Source organism: Azospirillum sp. BE72 (assembly GCF_031455875.1).
Taxonomy (GTDB): Bacteria; Pseudomonadota; Alphaproteobacteria; order Azospirillales; family Azospirillaceae; genus Azospirillum.
Genome location: NZ_JAVDTO010000002.1, coordinates 646,214 through 662,137, shown reverse-complemented (window position 1 = coordinate 662,137; position 15,924 = coordinate 646,214). Strand labels below are relative to the sequence as shown.

Genomic DNA, 15,924 nt, shown 5'->3' with positions numbered 1-15,924 from the left:
TTTTAGCCAAGCCGGAAAAAGCATCCTATAGTTCCCGCACCGGTTCCTTCGGTACCCCGAGCAATCCAGTTGGCAATACGGTGGGATGGCCGGTCGGGTGCGGTCGAAGGGGCATGTGGAAGAACAGCCAGAACGGAGGTGCCCATGCGGAGCGTTGTGCGAGGCGTCGCCGGCATGCCGTACCCGGCGGTCCGGTCTGCGGCAATCCGGTCTGCGGCAATCCGGTCTGCGGCTGTTCGGTCTGCGACTGTTGGGGCCGATTGGCCGAAGAGCGGTGGCGAGGATGCCGGGCGGCCCCGGCAGGCGGGTGCCATGGCCCTGCTGACCACCCTCATGGGCCCGTTGCTGGCGGCGTCGGTGCTGGGTGCGCTGATCCTGCATCTGCTGGCCGGTCTGGCGGCGCGGCTTCCCGCCTCCGACGCGTTGGGAGCGCTGTCGATCATGGCCGGAATGGCGATGGTCCTCGTCACCCTGCTGCCCTTCGCTCTGCTGTCGGTCAGGCGGGCGCATCGCGCCTGGGCGGACATGCAAGGTGCGTTGCGCCGCTGAGCGTCCGCCCGCTCAGGGTTTTGCCTGAACGGATTACCCCAAAGGCAGGAATCGATTGCCCCCGGCATCGTGCCCGCGTTTAATCGCGGGCATGGACGGCAGGTGGATGGCAAATGGGCGGCACTCGCCCGTTCCCTGGCTGTGCGAGACGGTTTTCTGGGGGCGCGGGATGGGGCTTTTCGACTTCCTGAAGGTCACGGTGAAGGATCAGAAGCCGGCCAAGCCGGCCGGCCGCATGGCGGTCAGCGTCGTAGAGTGCGACGGCAAGAGCTTTCCCATCGTGTCGCTGACGCCCAAGGGTTTCGTCGCCCGTGGCTTCGACGGATCGCTGATCGTCGGACAGAATGCTCGGGTGTCGGTGCGCGTCGACGATCCGGCCGGCAAATTCGCCTTTGCCGCGACCGTCGCGGTGGTGGAGGTGAAGGGACCCACCTTCGGCGCTACCTGGGCGATCCTGCCGCCGGAGGTGGACGGGGCGATCCGGCAATATGCCCAGAACCGCAAGCAGCAGGATGCCAAGAGCGCCCGATAGGGGCGCCGGGCAGGGCGCTCCCGCTGCTTACTGGCGGTCGGCCGGGGTGCCGCCGGCGGGCGCCGGCATGCCGGCGTTGATGATCTTCGGCAGGGCCAGATTGCGGGCGCGATCCAACCATTCCGACAATGTGACGAACTCGCACCCCTTGGCCCGCAACTCCGCGATCACGCGCGGCAGAGCCTGCGCGGTGCTGGGATAGGTCGAGTGCATCAGGAAGACGTTGCCCGGCATGCCGCCCAGCTTGATCTGGCTGACGATCTTGTCGGCGTTGCGCACCTGCCAGTCGCGCGTATCGACCGACCACAGGACCGACCCCATGCGCTCCTCGCGCACGACGGTCAGAAGCTCCTCCGAATATCGGCCATAGGGCGGGCGGAACAGCACCGGATTGGCGCCGAATTCCCGCAGGATGCGGTTGGTCTCGGCGATCTCGTACCGTGCGGCCACCGCGTCCATCTTGCGCAGGTCGGAGTGGGTCAGGCTGTGGTTGCCGATCTCGTGCCCGCCGGCGACGAAATCCTGGATCAATTCGCCCTGTCGTTCGGCGATGCGGCCGACCGGGAAATAGGTGGCGCGCACGCCCTCCCGGTTCAGGATGTCCAGAACCTGCCGGGTCACCGTGCGGTGCGGCCCATCATCGAAGGTCAGGGCGCAGAGGTTCCAGTTTTCCTTCTTCAGCGTCGCCGGCATCACGTCATAGCGCGAATCCGGCATCACCGAGCGCAGCCGGCCCTTGCGGCGGCTGTGCTGCTCGATGTCCGCCATCGTGCGGGCGTCTTCCTCGTTGTAGATGATCAGCCCTTCGGCCGGCGGGGTGGCGGCGGCGACCGCCGGGGGCGGGGGCGCCAGCGGCGCGGCGGCGGCTGAGCCGATCGGCGCCAGGACGGAGGTGGTCGTTCCGGACGGCGCTTCCGGCTTGGCCGAAGGCTGCGGCTTCGCCTCGGCGGGTGCCGGGGCGGGCGGCGCCACGGCTACGGTCACGGCCGGCGGCTTGGGCGCTTCGGTCGCCGCAGGGGCCGGTGCGGTGACCATGGCAGCGGCCGGAGCCTTGGCATCGGAAGTGGCGCTGGCGGAAGCGGCCTTGGCGGTGGCGGCCGGGACGGGTGTTGCCTGAGCGGGTGTTGCCGAGGCCGGCGGACGGTCGACGATGAGGCAGCCGAAGCCGGCACCGACGATGCGGCGGCACAGCACCTTCGGATCGGTCCCGTTGGCCACCTGGGCGTAGAGCGCCACCCCCCCGGCCTCGCTCTTGCCGTCCAGCAGCGTGACGGTCGCGGTCAGGCCCGCGGCCAGTTCGGGCTGACGCTGCTGCAGGCTCTTCCAACTCCACCACGCGTCGCCGTCACGGGAATAGATGCCGAGTTGCAGAACCGGTCCGTTGGCCGGCTTGTCTTCCGCCTTCGCGGGCGCGGCACTGGATTTCTCCGGCTCCGCCTTGGCGACGGGCGGGCGCTGGGGACGGGTGTCGGGCGCGGCGGCGGCAGGCAGGGCAGGCAGGCTGAGAACGCAGGCCAGCAGCGCGGCGCTCATCAGGCCGCCGCCGGAACGGCCGGCCCGGAGCCCGGCGGCCGAAGCGGCGCCAAGGCCGCGGACGGCGCCGGCTACCCGAACGGGGGAGGCGGTGGAGACGGCGTTCGGCCAAAAGATGCGCAACATATCGGTCCCGTCGCTTGGCCCAGCCACAATTTGCGGGACCGCCGGTTGATCGCGGTGCAATATCATCCCAAAGGTATTAATTCAAACGACAAGCGGCCGAATTGGGGCAATTCGGGCGGATTTCGGGCAGGCGTTGCCATTCGGAAACGGTGGGATGCCATGCAGCCGGCCACGCGGCGCGACCGGCGCGCAAAGACGGCACCGGAACCGGCAGGGCCGTGGCGGGGTTCATTAGGGGAAACCCCAGCCGTGAAGGAGAGGACCCGTATGGCCGAGGATTTGGAAAGCCGCATCCGTCGGCGCGCGCATGAGATTTGGGAACGCGAAGGCCGGCCGGAGGGCCGCGCCGAAGCAAATTGGGAGCTGGCCAGCGAAGAGATCGCAATCCAGGACAATTACCTGGATACGCTGAAGCCCAACCCGGCCGGCGGGCCGGAGGCGACGGCGATGCGGACCGAACCGGTGGAGCCGGTGCTGGCCGTCGCCAACCAGGGCGAACAGCCGGGGCTGGCCGATCAGGGCGACGAGTTCGGCCTGCCCATGCGCGGCGACCGCGATGCCTGGCCCACGCCGGAGGAAGCGGCCTCTACCGCGGTGCCGCCGAACCGCAGCAAGAAGACTCGTCGCCGGGCGTAGCCATCACCGTCCGATCGGATGCCCCGGCCGTCAGGCCGGGGACTTCTCCGTTGCAGCCGGCCCGCCTTCGGCCGTGCCTGACTTGTCCACCTGAGCGGCTGCGCGGCCGGTGTCGGCCGGTTGGGTTTCCGGTACCTGCGCCGGAGCGGCCGCGGGCGCGATGGCCGGCGCCGCCGGATCGGGTGCGGACGAGGGAGCCGACGCGGTGGCCGGCGCGTCGTCCAGCCGGTCGTAGATGTCCGGATGCAGGCGGACGGCGCCGTCGGCTTCGACGGTCGCGATCCAATAGACGAACTGGACCGGCATCGGCGTCGCCAGCTTCACCCATTGCGGCTGCATTCTATCCAGCATGCGGTCGATCCGCGCGGGCGTCACCGTGGTGCCCTGCAGCAACAGCTCGGCGAGACGTCGCGGGTCCTCCAGCCGGACACAGCCGGAGCTGATCGAGCGAAGTTCCCGCGAGAACAGGCGCGGCTCGTTGGTGCCGTGCAGATAGATGTCGTAGGGGTTGGTCAGGTTGAAGCGGAAGCGGCCCAGCGCATTGTGGTCGCCCGGCTGCTGGACGATGCGGACCCGTCCGGGAGTGACGCCGTACCAGTCGACCGTCTCCGGAGCCACCTCCTGACCGTCGAGATAGACGATGGCGTTCTGGATGCCGGGAACCCCCTTGGCCCGCAGCATCGGCAGCTTGTCTTCCTTCAGGATGGTGGGCGGCACGGTCCAGGTCGGATTGACGATGATGTGGGTGATGCGATCGGTCAGCAGCGGCGTCTCGCGCGACGGCCGGCCGACGATGGCGCGCATCGTCAACTCCTCCTCTCCGCCGCGGACCAGCGTGGTGGTCTGGTCGGTCAGGTTCACCACCAGCACATCGTCCGGAGCGGTGTCGCGGAAGCTGCGCATGGCCGCCGCGCTCTGCCGCATCAGGCTTGCCGCCTCGGCCGGCGTGCGGTCCAGCGCGGCACGGGTACCGGCGCCGACCAGCCCGTCCGGCTTCATCCGCTGCGAAAGCTGGAAGGCCTTCACCGCATGGTCGACGTCCGTCGTGAAGGTGTCGGACAGCTTGTCTGCCGGCAGCAAGCCGAGTTCCAACAGCCGCTGGGACAGGCGGGCGACCCGCTCCCCTCGGCTTCCCAGCTTGATCGTCCCGCCTTCGCCGATGCGGGTGGAGACCTGGGCGGGAGCGCGGTCAAGTTCCGTAGCGGCGCCGTCCAGCCGGTCGGCCCATTGGGTCAGCGTGTCGCGGTAGGGCAGGGCGTCCGCCGCCGCCGGTCCGAGCAGCGCCAGCGCCGTTGCGGCAGCCATGGCCAGGACGGCCAGCTTGCGGGGCTTGCGGAGGTCTGCGGATACGGTCATGTCGGAACCCTCTGTCGCGGCGGGCCTGTTGCATCGGAAGGGGTGCGGCGCGGCCCTTATGATCAATTTATGCAACGCAATAATGGAAGGCGAGGCGTACGGCGCGAAATCTCGGCGAACACTCGTCCAGTGTGGCTTTCCCGTCGCCGTCCTATGACCTCGTCTATGCAATAAGGTCACAGTGCAAAATTTTTTGATTGCCTAGGCCGATGACCTTCCCTATACGAATAGCCGTTCGGAGACGTTTCCCGCCAGACGGAGCGCTCCGCACCAGCGTTGGTTACAAGGTTTACACCTAACGTGGGCGCCAAGCGACCCGCCAGACGCCAAACGGCCACATCGTAGAACGGCCAAAACGCAAAACGACGAGGTTCGGGGATGCTTTTGGGGGATGACGAGCGTGCCGCTCCGGCCATGGGGCGGCGCGGGTTCCTGGGTTTTGCCGCCGCGGCGGTGTCTGCGGCCGTTCCGGTCGCATCGGGGATGGTGACGAGCGTCGCGGCCAGGGTCGTGACGGGTGGCGTGGTGAGCGGCGTAACCGCGGCTCCGGTCCTTCTGGGATCGGGTTCGGCCGAAGCGGCGCCTCTGGCCGGCGGTGTCCGGCGCCTCAGCCTTCACAACATCAACACCAACGAGCGCTTCGACGGCGTCTATTGGGCCGACGGCCATTACAAGCCCGATGCCCTGCGCAAGCTGGACGTGCTCCTGCGGGACCACCGTGCCAAGCAAGTCTGCCATTACGACCCGCGCCTGTTCGATTTGCTCGCCCGCGTGCACCAGAGCGTCGGGTCCGACGATCCCTTCGAAGTGATCTGCGGCTTCCGCTCCCGCCGTACCAATGCGATGGCGCGCCGCCGGTCGCGCGGGGTGGCGAAGGAAAGCTACCATACCCGCGGCATGGCCATCGACATCCGCCTGCCCGACACACAGCTGCGCGCAATCTCCGAGACGGCGAAGGCCATGCAGGGTGGCGGCGTCGGCTTTTATCCGCGCAGTGGTTTCGTCCACCTCGACGTCGGCCCCGTGCGCAGCTGGTAAGGTCGCGCGCCAGCGCTCGCGTCCTGCCGATTGCGAACAGTCGAACTGAAAAGCCCCGCATCAGGCGATGCGGGGCTTTTCGTATAGGGCGACTGCGAAAACTCACCGCATTGGCGAAACTGGAAACGGCCCACCTTCGTCAACTGCGGGGCGACGGCTTGGACGCGCGGAGGATGTCGGTCGGATCCCACACCGCGCCATGGCGGCGGCGCTTCCCCTTGTTTTTGCCCGATGCATCGGCCGATCCGGCCGCTTTGATCCGCGGCGTGTCACTGCGGACCGCCCGGGTCGAGGCGCGGGTTCCATCCGCCTCGATCATCGTGCCTGTGGTCGCGCTGCTCCAGCCATCACCCTGGCCGGTGTCGCCGGACGGCGGAGCGCCATCGAAGGACGGCGGTTCCCCATCATCGTCGCCATCCTCGCCGGATCCCTCCGGTGGTTCCTTGATTTCAGGGGAAAGGGCAGAGAGCAGCGACAGCAGCTCGTCCGATACATGAGAGGGAGCGGCGCGCCACAGGCGCAGCAGTCGCGCCTCGCGCCGGCTGATCTGCGTGTCGTTGTCGTTGGATTCCTCGAAGCCGCGGCGGCGGCGTGATGCATCGGGATCGTTGTAGGTGTCGAAGAAGAAGCTGACCGGAACGTCCAGAACTTGGCCCAGGCGATAAAGAGTTCCGGCGGAAATGCGGTTGGAACCGCGTTCGTATTTCTGGACCTGCTGAAAGGTCAGGCCGATTGCCTCGCCCAGCTTTTCCTGGCTCATCCCCAGCAAGGTCCGGCGCATCCGCACGCGCTGCCCGACATGGGCATCCACAGACCAGGACTCCGGCGATCCGCGTCGTCCTCTTTTGCGCGCCGTCGGCTCACTCATGTCCATTGGTCTCCGATAGCCAGTCTTCCATCGCCTCTCTTTGCGAGAATGAAAAGATTGTTTGCACGTTCTTTTCCCATTTTCAAGAGAAAACTTTTGAATATTGGTATATGGGCGCCATATTCCGATAGGTATCGGTGGTATAGAAACATTCGCAGGAGTTGCTTTGTTACAGGTTTGAATTATTTCCGGCGTTGCCAGAGTCAATTCCGCAAGCGCTTTGTCCACACCCTACACCCATCCCTTTGCGGAAATCTCCGTGTCTTTCGACTCACCCAGTGGTTGGATCGATAGCTTACGAAATTCAGCCGTCAACCGTTCGAAACCAGACGGGATTAGAACTGCTACAAATGGTGATGGCAAACCTTCTGGTTGCGGCAAATAATCATGCACAAGCAAAGCAATCTTTCATATGAGTCAGGCCGATACAAGACGTCACGCGCCGTCGTGCTCAGGGCAAAGGGCGGAATCGTTGGTCAGGGAAGCGTTAATAGATAATTAACCATATCAAACGGCACTGCGGATAGGGTTCCGGTTCTGGATTCACCGGCGTTCCGGCCGTGATGCGTGACTATCCGTATCGGCCTTGACGGCGTCCTTCCTTCGGACAGGTGTCGGCGCAGCGGCAATGCCGGGTGCCCAAGGCCCGCCGGGGACGGCGAACGCCTCCACATGGTCGCGCAGCTTCTGGACCTGGGAAGGCGTGACGCTGCGGCCGAAGCGCGACTTCAACAAGGCCGCGAGCGCGCCGCGTGTCGGCCGGTCGCCGCCGGCCGAGAGGGTGCGATATACGACGAAGGCCTCGCCATAGAGCCGGATACGTTCAGGCCTGCGGCGCAACTGCACGGCCTGCGCGTCGGTGCTCCGTTCCAGATGAAGCGTCAGGCGCCGGGCGGCCTCGGCCTCGGTCAGGTCGGGCAGGGGAACCGCAGGGGAGCCGGGCGGTTCGGGACGGCCTATGGACTCGCGCAGACGGCGTCGGCGCTGGCGCTCGCGGTCGCCGGCGCGCAGCCGCTCGGCATAGGCGGGATCAGCCGCGCGGCGTTCGGTGCGGTTGCGGTTGGAGCGTACGGCGCGCTCGGCCTCGCGCGCTCTCGCCGCCGGATCGCGCAGCAGGAAGGCGAGTTCTTCCGCGGTCAGCCGCTGCTCCTCCTCCGGTGCGGGGAGGGGAGAGGCGGATGGGGGATCGTCGATGCCGCCGTCGTTGTCCATTCAAGGACAACGTTCCGCTTCCGCTTCCTGTTCCACCGATGCCGCTCTTCCATGCGGCCCCACGGATGGTCTCCCGCATGGAGTATGAGGGAGATTTCATGTCCGGGCGCCACCCCGCCCGTGCTAGACAGAGCCGGACTGAACCGGGCCGGCGCCCCGCCGCATCCGGCCAGAGTCTTGTGCCCCGTGCCATTGTGGAATCAGACCGACCATGACCCCCCGGCAAGCCCTTCAGCAGCGCCTTGCGGCCCTGGATGCCCATCTGCGCGCGGAAAACCCCAACCTGCTGCCGGTCCTTCCGACCTTCCGTGCCTTCGACCGGATCCTGGCCGGGCTGGGTCTGATAGACCGTCATGAATCGCTGACCACCCGCATTCCCTGGTGGCCGATGGTCGCGGTGCTCGGCACCTTCTCGGCCGGCAAGTCGACCTTTCTCAACGGCTATCTCGGCGAGGTCCTGCAGAACACCGGCAACCAGGCGGTCGACGACAAGTTCACCGTCATCTGCCACGGGCCGGAGACACGGAAGGAGGCGCTGCCGGGCACCGCGCTGAACGCGGACCCGCGCTTTCCCTTCTACCGCATCGCCGACGAGATCGAGAAGGTGGCGGCCGGCGAAGGCAAGCGGATCGACAATTACCTGCAGCTGAAGACGCTGGCCGGACCGCGCACCAAGGGCAAGATCTTCATCGATTCGCCCGGTTTCGACGCCGACGACCAGCGCCGCTCCGTCCTGCGGCTGGTCGACCATATCGTCGAGCTGTCGGACCTCGTGCTGGTCTTCTTCGACGCCCGCCATCCCGAACCGGGCGCCATGCAGGACACGCTGCGACATCTGGTCGCCAAGACGGTGAACCGCGCCGATGCCCGCAAGGTCTGCTACATCCTGAACCAGGTCGACACCACGGCCAAGGAAGACAATCTGGAGGCGGTGTTCGGCGCCTGGCAGCGGGCGATCGCCCAGGCCGGGCTGGTGTCGGGCCGCTTCTACGCCATCTACGACCAGCGCTCCGCCGTAGCCATCGAGGATGACGGCCGCCGGGCCCGCTACGAGGCGCGGCGCGACCATGACCTTGCCGAACTCCACACCCGCATCAACGAGGTGGAGGTCGCGCGGGCCTACCGCATCATCGGCTCCATCGACAGCCTGACCAAGGAACTGGAGGGCGAGGTAGTTCCCAAGCTGCGCGAGGCGATGGCGGCATGGCGCCGGCGGGTGCTGATCGGCGACGCGGTGTGGGGCGTGCTTCTTCTGGTGCTGCTGGGAGCCATCGTGCAGACGATGGGCGGTGGAGTCGGCGCCTTGCTCGGCTGGCTATTCGACAATCCCGACGGCGGCGTGCCGCTGCGCCTGGTCGGCACCGTCCTGCTGCTGGGCGGGCTGTTCCTGGCCGGCCACTTCAAAATCCGGCAATTCTTCGCCGGCCGCGTCGCCGCGGGCTTGGACGAACGGTTCGGCGACGTCGACCTGAACCTGCGGCAGGCCTTCCTCGCCAACACCCGCTTCTTCCGGTCGATCTTCGCCAAGCAACCGGCGGGCTGGGGCGGCAGGGCGCGCAAGGCGATCTTCGCCATCCGCGAAGCGACGGCGGTGCATGTCCAGCGCATCAACGACCTCTACACCGACCCGGCCGGCCGCCGCGCCCGGGAGGCTGCTTCCACCCCCGCCACCGCCGCGGAGTGACCGGGGAACGCCGGCCGCTCTTTACAGGGTCACGGGAAGGCCGTTAGATCCCTGGACCCTGCGGGCGATGATCAACGGTCCGCGACGGGGCGGGAGAGGGCAGGAATGGGCGTTCGATTGGCGGGCGGAAAGGTCGCGGAGAGGGCCGGCGCTGCCCTGCTGGCCCTGATGCTGGCCGTCGTTCCGGCTGTGGTGCTGCTGCTCGCCGTGCCGACCGCCGGGCAGGCGCTCGAATCCGGTGCCGAGCCTGCTCCGGCTCCCTACACCGGCCTCGACCTGGTGACCGGCGGCGACTACGCGCCCTATACGGGGGAGGAACTGCCGGGCGGCGGGCTGGTGACCGATCTGGCCCGCCGGGCCTTTGCGGTGTCCGGCCGCCAGTACGATGTTCGGTTCATGCCGTGGAAGCGCGGATATGACGGGGTGGTCGCCGGCCGCTTCCTGGCCACCTTTCCCTATGTCCGCACGCCGGAACGCGAGCAGGAGGTGCTGTTCTCCGACCCGGTGATCGAGGTGCGGCAGTTCGTCTACATGTCGAACCGTACGGCAATGACCTTTGATGGGCGGTTGGTGCGCGGCCCACGCGGCCTGGAGGGGTTCCGCGGCCGGACCGTCTGCCAAGCGGTGGGCTATGCCCTGCCGCCGGAGTTGGAGGCGCTGGTCGGGCAGGGGCAGCTGGCGCGGCAGACCCCGTCCGACCTGGGGGCCTGCGTGCGCATGGTGGCGACCGGGCGGGCCGATGCCCTCGTCATCGACGAGTACAGCGCCGCCGCCGCCATCGCCCGATCCGGGCTGGCGGACGACATCCGGGTTTCGGACCACCCCTTTGCCGTCGTCACCTTCCATCTGGTGATCGGGCGTGCCACGCCGGGAGCCGAGACGACGCTCGCCGCCTTCAACGACGGGCTCAAGGTGTTGAAGGCGCAGGGCGTCTACCGCGAATTGCTGTCCGGCCACACCATTCCGCCACCCCCCTGAGCCCCGGCGGCTTGCCGGCGCGGACGGGATGGGCGCCAGGCGGGGCGGGGGCCTGTGCCACGCTTTTCCGCGCCCAAGGCCCGCGTCGCCATGGACAGGACGGTGCTTCGTGCTATAAACGCGCGGTTTCGATCATGGGAAAAGGGGCGCGGGCCGTGGCCATCGACGCGTCGATTCTGGTCCTCAACGGGCCGAACCTCAACATGCTGGGCGTGCGGGAGCCGCAAATCTACGGGTCGATGACCCTGGACGATCTGGAGGCCGCCTGCCACGAGCGTGCCGACCAGCTGGGTCTGACCGTGGATTTCCGGCAATCCAACCACGAAGGTGAACTGGTCTCGTGGATTCAGCAGGCCCGCACGGAGAATGACGGCATCGTCATCAACGCCGGCGCCTACACCCACACCTCGGTCGCGATCATGGACAGTCTGATCCTGTCGGAACTGCCGGTGATCGAGGTCCATCTGTCGAACATCTTCAAGCGCGAGCCGGTCCGCCATCACTCCTACATCTCGCCGGTGGCGAGGGGGATGATCTGCGGGTTCGGGCCGCACGGGTATCTTCTGGCGCTGGACGCCATCGCGAACATCATCGACCGCGATTAAGGAAACGGGAACGACTGACATCATGGCGAGCTTCGACATCGACGGCGATCTGGTCCGCAAGCTGGCGGACCTCCTGCGTGAGACGGGCTTGAGCGAGATCGAGTTCGCCGAGGGCGAAAAGCGCATCCGCGTCACCCGCCCGACCGCCGCCCAGACGGTCGCCGTCCAGGCCGCCCCGGTCCTGGCGGCCGCCCCGGTCGCCGCCGCGGCGGCTCCGGCGGGCAAGCCGGTGAGCCATCCGGGTGCGGTGACCTCGCCGATGGTCGGCACCGCCTATCTGGCGGCCGAGCCGGGCGGCACGCCCTTCGTCCGTCCGGGCGACGTGGTCAAGGCCGGCCAGACCATCATGATCATCGAGGCGATGAAGGTCATGAACCCGATCAAGGCCCCGCGCGGCGGCACCGTCGCCGAGGTGCTGGTGTCCGACGCCCAGCCGGTCGAATTCGGCGAAGTTCTCCTCATCATCGAGTAAGCGGGGCATTCCCTTGGCGATGTTCGAAAAGGTCCTGATCGCGAACCGTGGTGAGATCGCTCTGCGCATCCACCGCGCCTGCCGCGAGATGGGGATCCAGACCGTGGCGGTGCATTCCACCGCCGACGCCGACGCCATGCACGTCCGCCTCGCCGACGAGAGCGTGTGCATCGGTCCGGCGTCTGCGCGCGAGAGCTACCTCAACATCCCGGCCATCCTGTCGGCGGCGTCGATCACCAATGCCGACGCCATCCATCCCGGCATCGGCTTCCTGTCCGAAAACGCCCAGTTCGCGGAGATGGTGGAGGAGCATGGCTTCACCTTCATCGGCCCGACGCCGGAGCATATCCGGATCATGGGCGACAAGGTCACCGCCAAGAAGACGGTGATGGAGCAGGGTTTGCCGGTGGTTCCCGGCTCCGACGGCCCGGTGACGACGCTGGAAGAGGCCGAGAAGGTCGCTCACGAGACCGGCTATCCGGTGCTGATCAAGGCGGCGGCCGGCGGCGGCGGGAAGGGCATGAAGGTCGCCCGCAACCCCGACCAGTTGAAGGAAGCCTATCAGCTGGCCCGTGGCGAGGCGCGCGCCGCCTTCGGCAACGACGAGGTCTATCTGGAGAAGTATCTCGGCCATCCGCGGCACATCGAGATCCAACTCCTGGGCGACACCCACGGCGCCTGCGTGCATTTCGGCGAGCGCGACTGCTCCGTCCAGCGCCGGCACCAGAAGGTGATCGAGGAGGCGCCGAGCCCGGCCCTGAACGCCGAGCAGCGCGAGTATATCGGCGCCCTGGCGGCCAAGACCGCGGCGGCCATCGGCTACCGCGGCGTCGGCACGATGGAGTTCCTGTTCGAGGATGGGCAGTTCTATTTCATCGAAATGAACACCCGCCTGCAGGTGGAACACACCATCACCGAGATGATCACCGGCATCGATCTGGTCCGCGAGCAGATCCGCGTCGCCGCCGGTGCACCGCTGGGCTACGGCCAGTCGGACATCCGTTTCGAAGGCCACGCCATCGAGTGCCGCGTGAACGCCGAGAATCCGGAGACCTTCATGCCGTCGCCGGGCAAGATCGACGGCTACCACGCGCCGGGCGGCCTGGGCGTGCGCGTCGATTCGGCGCTTTATGACGGCTACCGCGTGCCGTCGCATTACGACAGCCTGATCGCCAAGCTGGTCGTCCACGGCACCACCCGCAACGAGTGCCTGATGCGGCTGCGCCGTTCGATCGAGGAGTACGTGATCGGCGGCATCCAGACCACGCTGCCGCTGCATGACCGCATCATCGCCCAGCAGGCCTTCATCGACGGCAATTACGACATCCATTGGCTGGAACAACTGATGGCCAAGTCCTGATCAACCGTCGGCTCCGGCTGTATAGTGATAGACGCTGCGACAATGCGCCGCGGTTCTGAAGCCCCTCCCTCAAGTCGAGAGAGGGGCTTTTTCTTTATAAGCACCTTCTTTTGAAAGAGAGCCGTCACCCTTGGTGCCGGGTTGATAGTTTGCATTTTAGGAATCCGGCCGATCTCTCGCGTTTTTATTCGCAAACTGCGACGCCGGCTGCATTTCCCGGCGAGTGCCGGTGCATGCCCGCCGCCGTCCGGCCCTTGGAGTTCATGAGGGTTTTCCCCGAAGGCCGTTTACCGGCCAGGCTGGTGTACATGGCACGCCACTTGCTCTTTTGATCTGGGTCAGTGCGGACCGGTATCCACCCAGGGTAGATGAACAGGCTCCCCGCTCTCCGTACCCAGCAATCGCCCGGTCCGGCGGTGTCGCGCCGTCCTGTTCGTGCCCCCCTGTCTCAAGCCCTTTGTTCGACGAGGCTCCGTCCATGCGCGTGAACGAACCGATCACCGACCGCGAAATCGTGATGGAGGACGGCGTCCTGCTGGTGTCGCGTACCGACACCGGCGGGCGCATCACCTTCGTCAACAAGGCCTTTGTCGACATCAGCGGCTATACGGAGGCCGAACTGATCGGGGCGCCGCACAACCTGATCCGCCACCCCCACATGCCGAAGGAGGCCTTCGCCGATTTGTGGGCGACGATCAAGGACGGGCGGCCGTGGGAAGGGCTGGTGAAGAACCGCACCAAGTCCGGCGACTTCTACTGGGTGCGTGCCAACGTCACGCCGGTGATCGAGGACGGCAAGGTGACCGGCTTCATCTCCATCCGCACCAAGCCATCGCGCGATCAGGTGGCGGCGACGGAGCGGCTCTATGCCGACATCCGCGAGGGCCGGGCGCGTCATCTGACGGTGCGCGACGGGCAGGCGGTGGGCCGTGGCGCCGGTGCGGCGTTCCGGCGCTGGACGGCGAGCGTGACCGGCCGGCTGACCCTGATCTTCGCCTTCATGATCCTGGCGATGCTTGCGGTCGGCGGCGTCACCCTGCGCGGCATGGCCGACAGCAACGCCTCGCTGAAGACGGTGTATGAGGATCGGACAGTGCCGGCGGTGCAGATCGGCGAGATTCTGGACCACATGCGCGACAATGTGCAAACGCTGCAGCGCCTGATCATCGACACCCGCGACGGCACCGACGCCAAGGTGACGGCGGGGCGCGAGGCGCGGATCACCGGCAACGTCGCCACCATCGACCGGCTGTGGGCGGATTATCTCACCACCTATCTGACGCCGGAAGAGGCGGCGCTGGTTGACCGTTTCGCCAAGCAGCGCGCCGCCTTCCTGAACGACGGGCTGAAGCCGGCGGTGGAACTGGCGCGCCAGGGCGATTCGCTGCGGCTGGAGGTGCTGGTGCGCGACCGGGTCGAACCGCTGTTCCAGGCCGCCTTCCAGACCAACAAGGAGCTGCTGCAGTTGCAGCTGACCGTGGCGAAGGCGGAGTATGAAGGCGCTCTGGAGGACTTCCGCTGGCATCTGGTGTTCGCCGTGGCCGCCGGGATGGGCGTGCTGGCGGCGGCGGTGTTGTGCGGGCTTCTGCTTCTGCGCACGGTGCGCCGGCCGTTGGCCGACTTCTCCGGTGATTTCGACGCCATCGCCCGCAACGACCAGACCCACATCATCGACCTGCCGGCGGCGGCCGAGTTCCATCCCGTCGCCGGCCAGTTGCGCGGGCTGAAGGCCCGGCTCTGCTACGCGGTGCAGGAGCGTGTCGAGCGCGCGCGGCAGGCGGACGAGGAGCGGCGCCGGGCGCTGGAGGCCATGGCCTCCACCGTGGAGCGCGAGGCCGGCCGCGCGGTGGAGGAGGTAGCCCAGCGAACCGGCGCCATGGCCAACGAAGCCGAAGGCATGTCCGGTTCCGCCGAGCGGGTCAGCATCAACGCCCAGACCGTGGCGTCCGCCGCCGGTCAGGCGCTGGCCAATGCGCAGACCGTCGCCGCCGCCAGCGAGCAACTGGCCGCGTCGATCCGCGAAATCTCGTCGCAGATCGCCCATTCCAGCGCGGTAACCCGCCGCGCGGTGGAAAGCGGCCACCACACCCAGACCACCATCCGCTCGCTCTCGGAAACGGTGGCAAAGGTGGGCGACGTGGTGAACCTGATCCAGTCCATCGCCGGCCAGACCAACCTGCTGGCGCTGAACGCCACCATCGAGGCGGCGCGGGCGGGGGAGGCCGGAAAGGGCTTTGCCGTCGTGGCGCAGGAGGTGAAGAACCTCGCCAACCAGACCGCGTCCTCGACCGAGGAGATCACCCGTCAGATCACCGCCATCCAGGCCGTGACCGACGAGGCCGTGAAGGCGGTGGAGGAGATCGGCCACACCATCGCCGAGATCGACCACATCTCCGGGTCCATCGCCGCCGCGATGGAGGAGCAGTCGGCCGCCACCCAGGAAATCAGCCGCAATGTGGTTGAGACCTCGACCGCCGCGCAAGAGGTTTCGTTCCGCATCGCCGCGGTGTCCGAGGAAGCCGACCGCACCGGCGAACAGGCCACCCACGTCAAGAACGGTTCCGGCGATGTCGCCCGCTCCATCGAGTCCCTGCGGCAGGTCCTGGTGCGCATCGTCCGCACCTCCACCGGCGACGCCGACCGCCGGCGCAAGCCGCGCTATCAGGTGGAAGAGACGGGAACGCTTCTGATCGGCAGCGACCGTCTGGCGGTGACCGTCCGCAACCTGTCCATCGGCGGCGCCATGATCGACCCGGTGACCGCGACCGACGGCCGTTCGCTCGCCGGCACCATCGGCCATCTGCGCCTCGACCGCTACGGGGCGGAGGCGGCGGTCGTGGTCAAGGCGGTGGAACACAACCGCATCCATCTGGCCTTCGAGGCGGATAGCATGTCGCGGGACTTCAGCCGTGCGGTGGAAATCGCCACCAAGGATCGCGCACCCGTCGATGTGGCCGCCTGAACTATTCAGCGAC

Annotated in this window: 13 protein-coding genes and 1 pseudogene; 10 read left to right on the top strand and 4 right to left on the bottom strand. The window is 67.2% G+C overall.

Annotated features, from left to right (window positions below; genetic code table 11):
• Window positions 1–312 precede the first annotated feature (312 nt).
• Both J2Y49_RS09165 and J2Y49_RS09160 read left to right on the top strand, forming a co-directional pair.
• The gene (locus tag J2Y49_RS09165) at window positions 313–549 is read left to right on the top strand and encodes a hypothetical protein (protein WP_310114267.1); all 237 of its coding nucleotides are present in this window, start codon (window positions 313–315) and stop codon (window positions 547–549) included.
• A gap of 169 nt (window positions 550–718) precedes the next feature.
• Window positions 719–1,081, top strand: coding sequence for a hypothetical protein (locus J2Y49_RS09160; protein ID WP_310114265.1), 363 nt, complete (start codon window positions 719–721; stop codon window positions 1,079–1,081).
• A 27-nt stretch (window positions 1,082–1,108) separates the two neighbouring features.
• Here the strand turns inward: J2Y49_RS09160 and J2Y49_RS09155 are convergent, their stop codons facing one another.
• The gene (locus J2Y49_RS09155; RefSeq protein WP_310114263.1) at window positions 1,109–2,740 is read right to left on the bottom strand and encodes a polysaccharide deacetylase family protein; all 1,632 of its coding nucleotides are present in this window, start codon (window positions 2,738–2,740) and stop codon (window positions 1,109–1,111) included.
• 267 nt (window positions 2,741–3,007) lie between these two features.
• Here J2Y49_RS09155 and J2Y49_RS09150 point away from each other — a divergent pair, with 267 nt between their 5' ends.
• Window positions 3,008–3,376 (top strand): DUF2934 domain-containing protein, encoded by a 369-nt coding sequence (locus J2Y49_RS09150; RefSeq protein WP_310114261.1) that lies wholly within the window; start codon window positions 3,008–3,010, stop codon window positions 3,374–3,376.
• A 30-nt stretch (window positions 3,377–3,406) separates the two neighbouring features.
• On the opposite strand, the gene J2Y49_RS09145 is transcribed toward J2Y49_RS09150, so the two are convergent.
• Window positions 3,407–4,732 carry a L,D-transpeptidase family protein gene (locus J2Y49_RS09145; RefSeq protein WP_310114260.1) on the bottom strand — a complete coding sequence of 442 codons (1,326 nt, stop codon included), beginning with the start codon at window positions 4,730–4,732 and terminating at the stop codon, window positions 3,407–3,409.
• A gap of 378 nt (window positions 4,733–5,110) precedes the next feature.
• Between J2Y49_RS09145 and J2Y49_RS09140 the strand changes: the two genes are divergently transcribed.
• A complete protein-coding gene (locus J2Y49_RS09140; protein WP_310114258.1) occupies window positions 5,111–5,770 on the top strand; it encodes a DUF882 domain-containing protein in 660 nt (219 codons plus the stop codon).
• A 606-nt stretch (window positions 5,771–6,376) separates the two neighbouring features.
• Here J2Y49_RS09140 and J2Y49_RS09135 read toward each other — a convergent pair.
• Window positions 6,377–6,638, bottom strand: a pseudogene (locus J2Y49_RS09135) (helix-turn-helix domain-containing protein); the annotation flags it as partial.
• A 543-nt stretch (window positions 6,639–7,181) separates the two neighbouring features.
• Window positions 7,182–7,850, bottom strand: a complete 669-nt coding sequence (locus J2Y49_RS09130; RefSeq protein ID WP_310114256.1) for a hypothetical protein — start codon at window positions 7,848–7,850, stop codon at window positions 7,182–7,184.
• A gap of 211 nt (window positions 7,851–8,061) precedes the next feature.
• Here J2Y49_RS09130 and J2Y49_RS09125 point away from each other — a divergent pair, with 211 nt between their 5' ends.
• The 6 genes from J2Y49_RS09125 (at window position 8,062) to J2Y49_RS09100 (ending at window position 15,911) form a co-directional block, all read left to right on the top strand.
• Entirely contained in the window at window positions 8,062–9,534 is a 1,473-nt protein-coding gene (locus J2Y49_RS09125) for a dynamin family protein (protein WP_310114254.1), read from the top strand.
• A gap of 105 nt (window positions 9,535–9,639) precedes the next feature.
• Entirely contained in the window at window positions 9,640–10,512 is an 873-nt protein-coding gene (locus J2Y49_RS09120; RefSeq protein ID WP_310114252.1) for a transporter substrate-binding domain-containing protein, read from the top strand.
• Between the two features lie 155 nt (window positions 10,513–10,667).
• Entirely contained in the window at window positions 10,668–11,117 is a 450-nt protein-coding gene (aroQ, locus tag J2Y49_RS09115; protein WP_014247329.1) for a type II 3-dehydroquinate dehydratase, read from the top strand.
• A 22-nt stretch (window positions 11,118–11,139) separates the two neighbouring features.
• Window positions 11,140–11,589: an acetyl-CoA carboxylase biotin carboxyl carrier protein subunit gene (locus J2Y49_RS09110; RefSeq protein WP_085089052.1), complete on the top strand. Its 450-nt coding sequence runs from the start codon at window positions 11,140–11,142 to the stop codon at window positions 11,587–11,589.
• A gap of 19 nt (window positions 11,590–11,608) precedes the next feature.
• Entirely contained in the window at window positions 11,609–12,949 is a 1,341-nt protein-coding gene (gene accC, locus J2Y49_RS09105; RefSeq protein ID WP_194913689.1) for an acetyl-CoA carboxylase biotin carboxylase subunit, read from the top strand.
• 478 nt (window positions 12,950–13,427) lie between these two features.
• The gene (locus tag J2Y49_RS09100; RefSeq protein ID WP_310114246.1) at window positions 13,428–15,911 is read left to right on the top strand and encodes a methyl-accepting chemotaxis protein; all 2,484 of its coding nucleotides are present in this window, start codon (window positions 13,428–13,430) and stop codon (window positions 15,909–15,911) included.
• Window positions 15,912–15,924: the final 13 nt, after the last annotated feature.

What these genes read in the sequence shown, in the direction of transcription:
- J2Y49_RS09110 (WP_085089052.1), top strand. Translation starts at nt 11,140, where the DNA reads ATGGCGAGCTTCGACATCGACGGCGATCTGGTCCGCAAGCTGGCGGAC.
- J2Y49_RS09140 (WP_310114258.1), top strand. Translation starts at nt 5,111, where the DNA reads ATGCTTTTGGGGGATGACGAGCGTGCCGCTCCGGCCATGGGGCGGCGC.
- J2Y49_RS09160 (WP_310114265.1), top strand. Translation starts at nt 719, where the DNA reads ATGGGGCTTTTCGACTTCCTGAAGGTCACGGTGAAGGATCAGAAGCCG.
- J2Y49_RS09125 (WP_310114254.1), top strand. Translation starts at nt 8,062, where the DNA reads ATGACCCCCCGGCAAGCCCTTCAGCAGCGCCTTGCGGCCCTGGATGCC.
- J2Y49_RS09100 (WP_310114246.1), top strand. Translation starts at nt 13,428, where the DNA reads ATGCGCGTGAACGAACCGATCACCGACCGCGAAATCGTGATGGAGGAC.
- J2Y49_RS09165 (WP_310114267.1), top strand. Translation starts at nt 313, where the DNA reads ATGGCCCTGCTGACCACCCTCATGGGCCCGTTGCTGGCGGCGTCGGTG.
- J2Y49_RS09155 (WP_310114263.1), bottom strand. Translation starts at nt 2,740, where the DNA reads ATGTTGCGCATCTTTTGGCCGAACGCCGTCTCCACCGCCTCCCCCGTT.
- J2Y49_RS09150 (WP_310114261.1), top strand. Translation starts at nt 3,008, where the DNA reads ATGGCCGAGGATTTGGAAAGCCGCATCCGTCGGCGCGCGCATGAGATT.
- J2Y49_RS09130 (WP_310114256.1), bottom strand. Translation starts at nt 7,850, where the DNA reads ATGGACAACGACGGCGGCATCGACGATCCCCCATCCGCCTCTCCCCTC.
- J2Y49_RS09120 (WP_310114252.1), top strand. Translation starts at nt 9,640, where the DNA reads ATGGGCGTTCGATTGGCGGGCGGAAAGGTCGCGGAGAGGGCCGGCGCT.
- J2Y49_RS09145 (WP_310114260.1), bottom strand. Translation starts at nt 4,732, where the DNA reads ATGACCGTATCCGCAGACCTCCGCAAGCCCCGCAAGCTGGCCGTCCTG.
- accC (WP_194913689.1), top strand. Translation starts at nt 11,609, where the DNA reads ATGTTCGAAAAGGTCCTGATCGCGAACCGTGGTGAGATCGCTCTGCGC.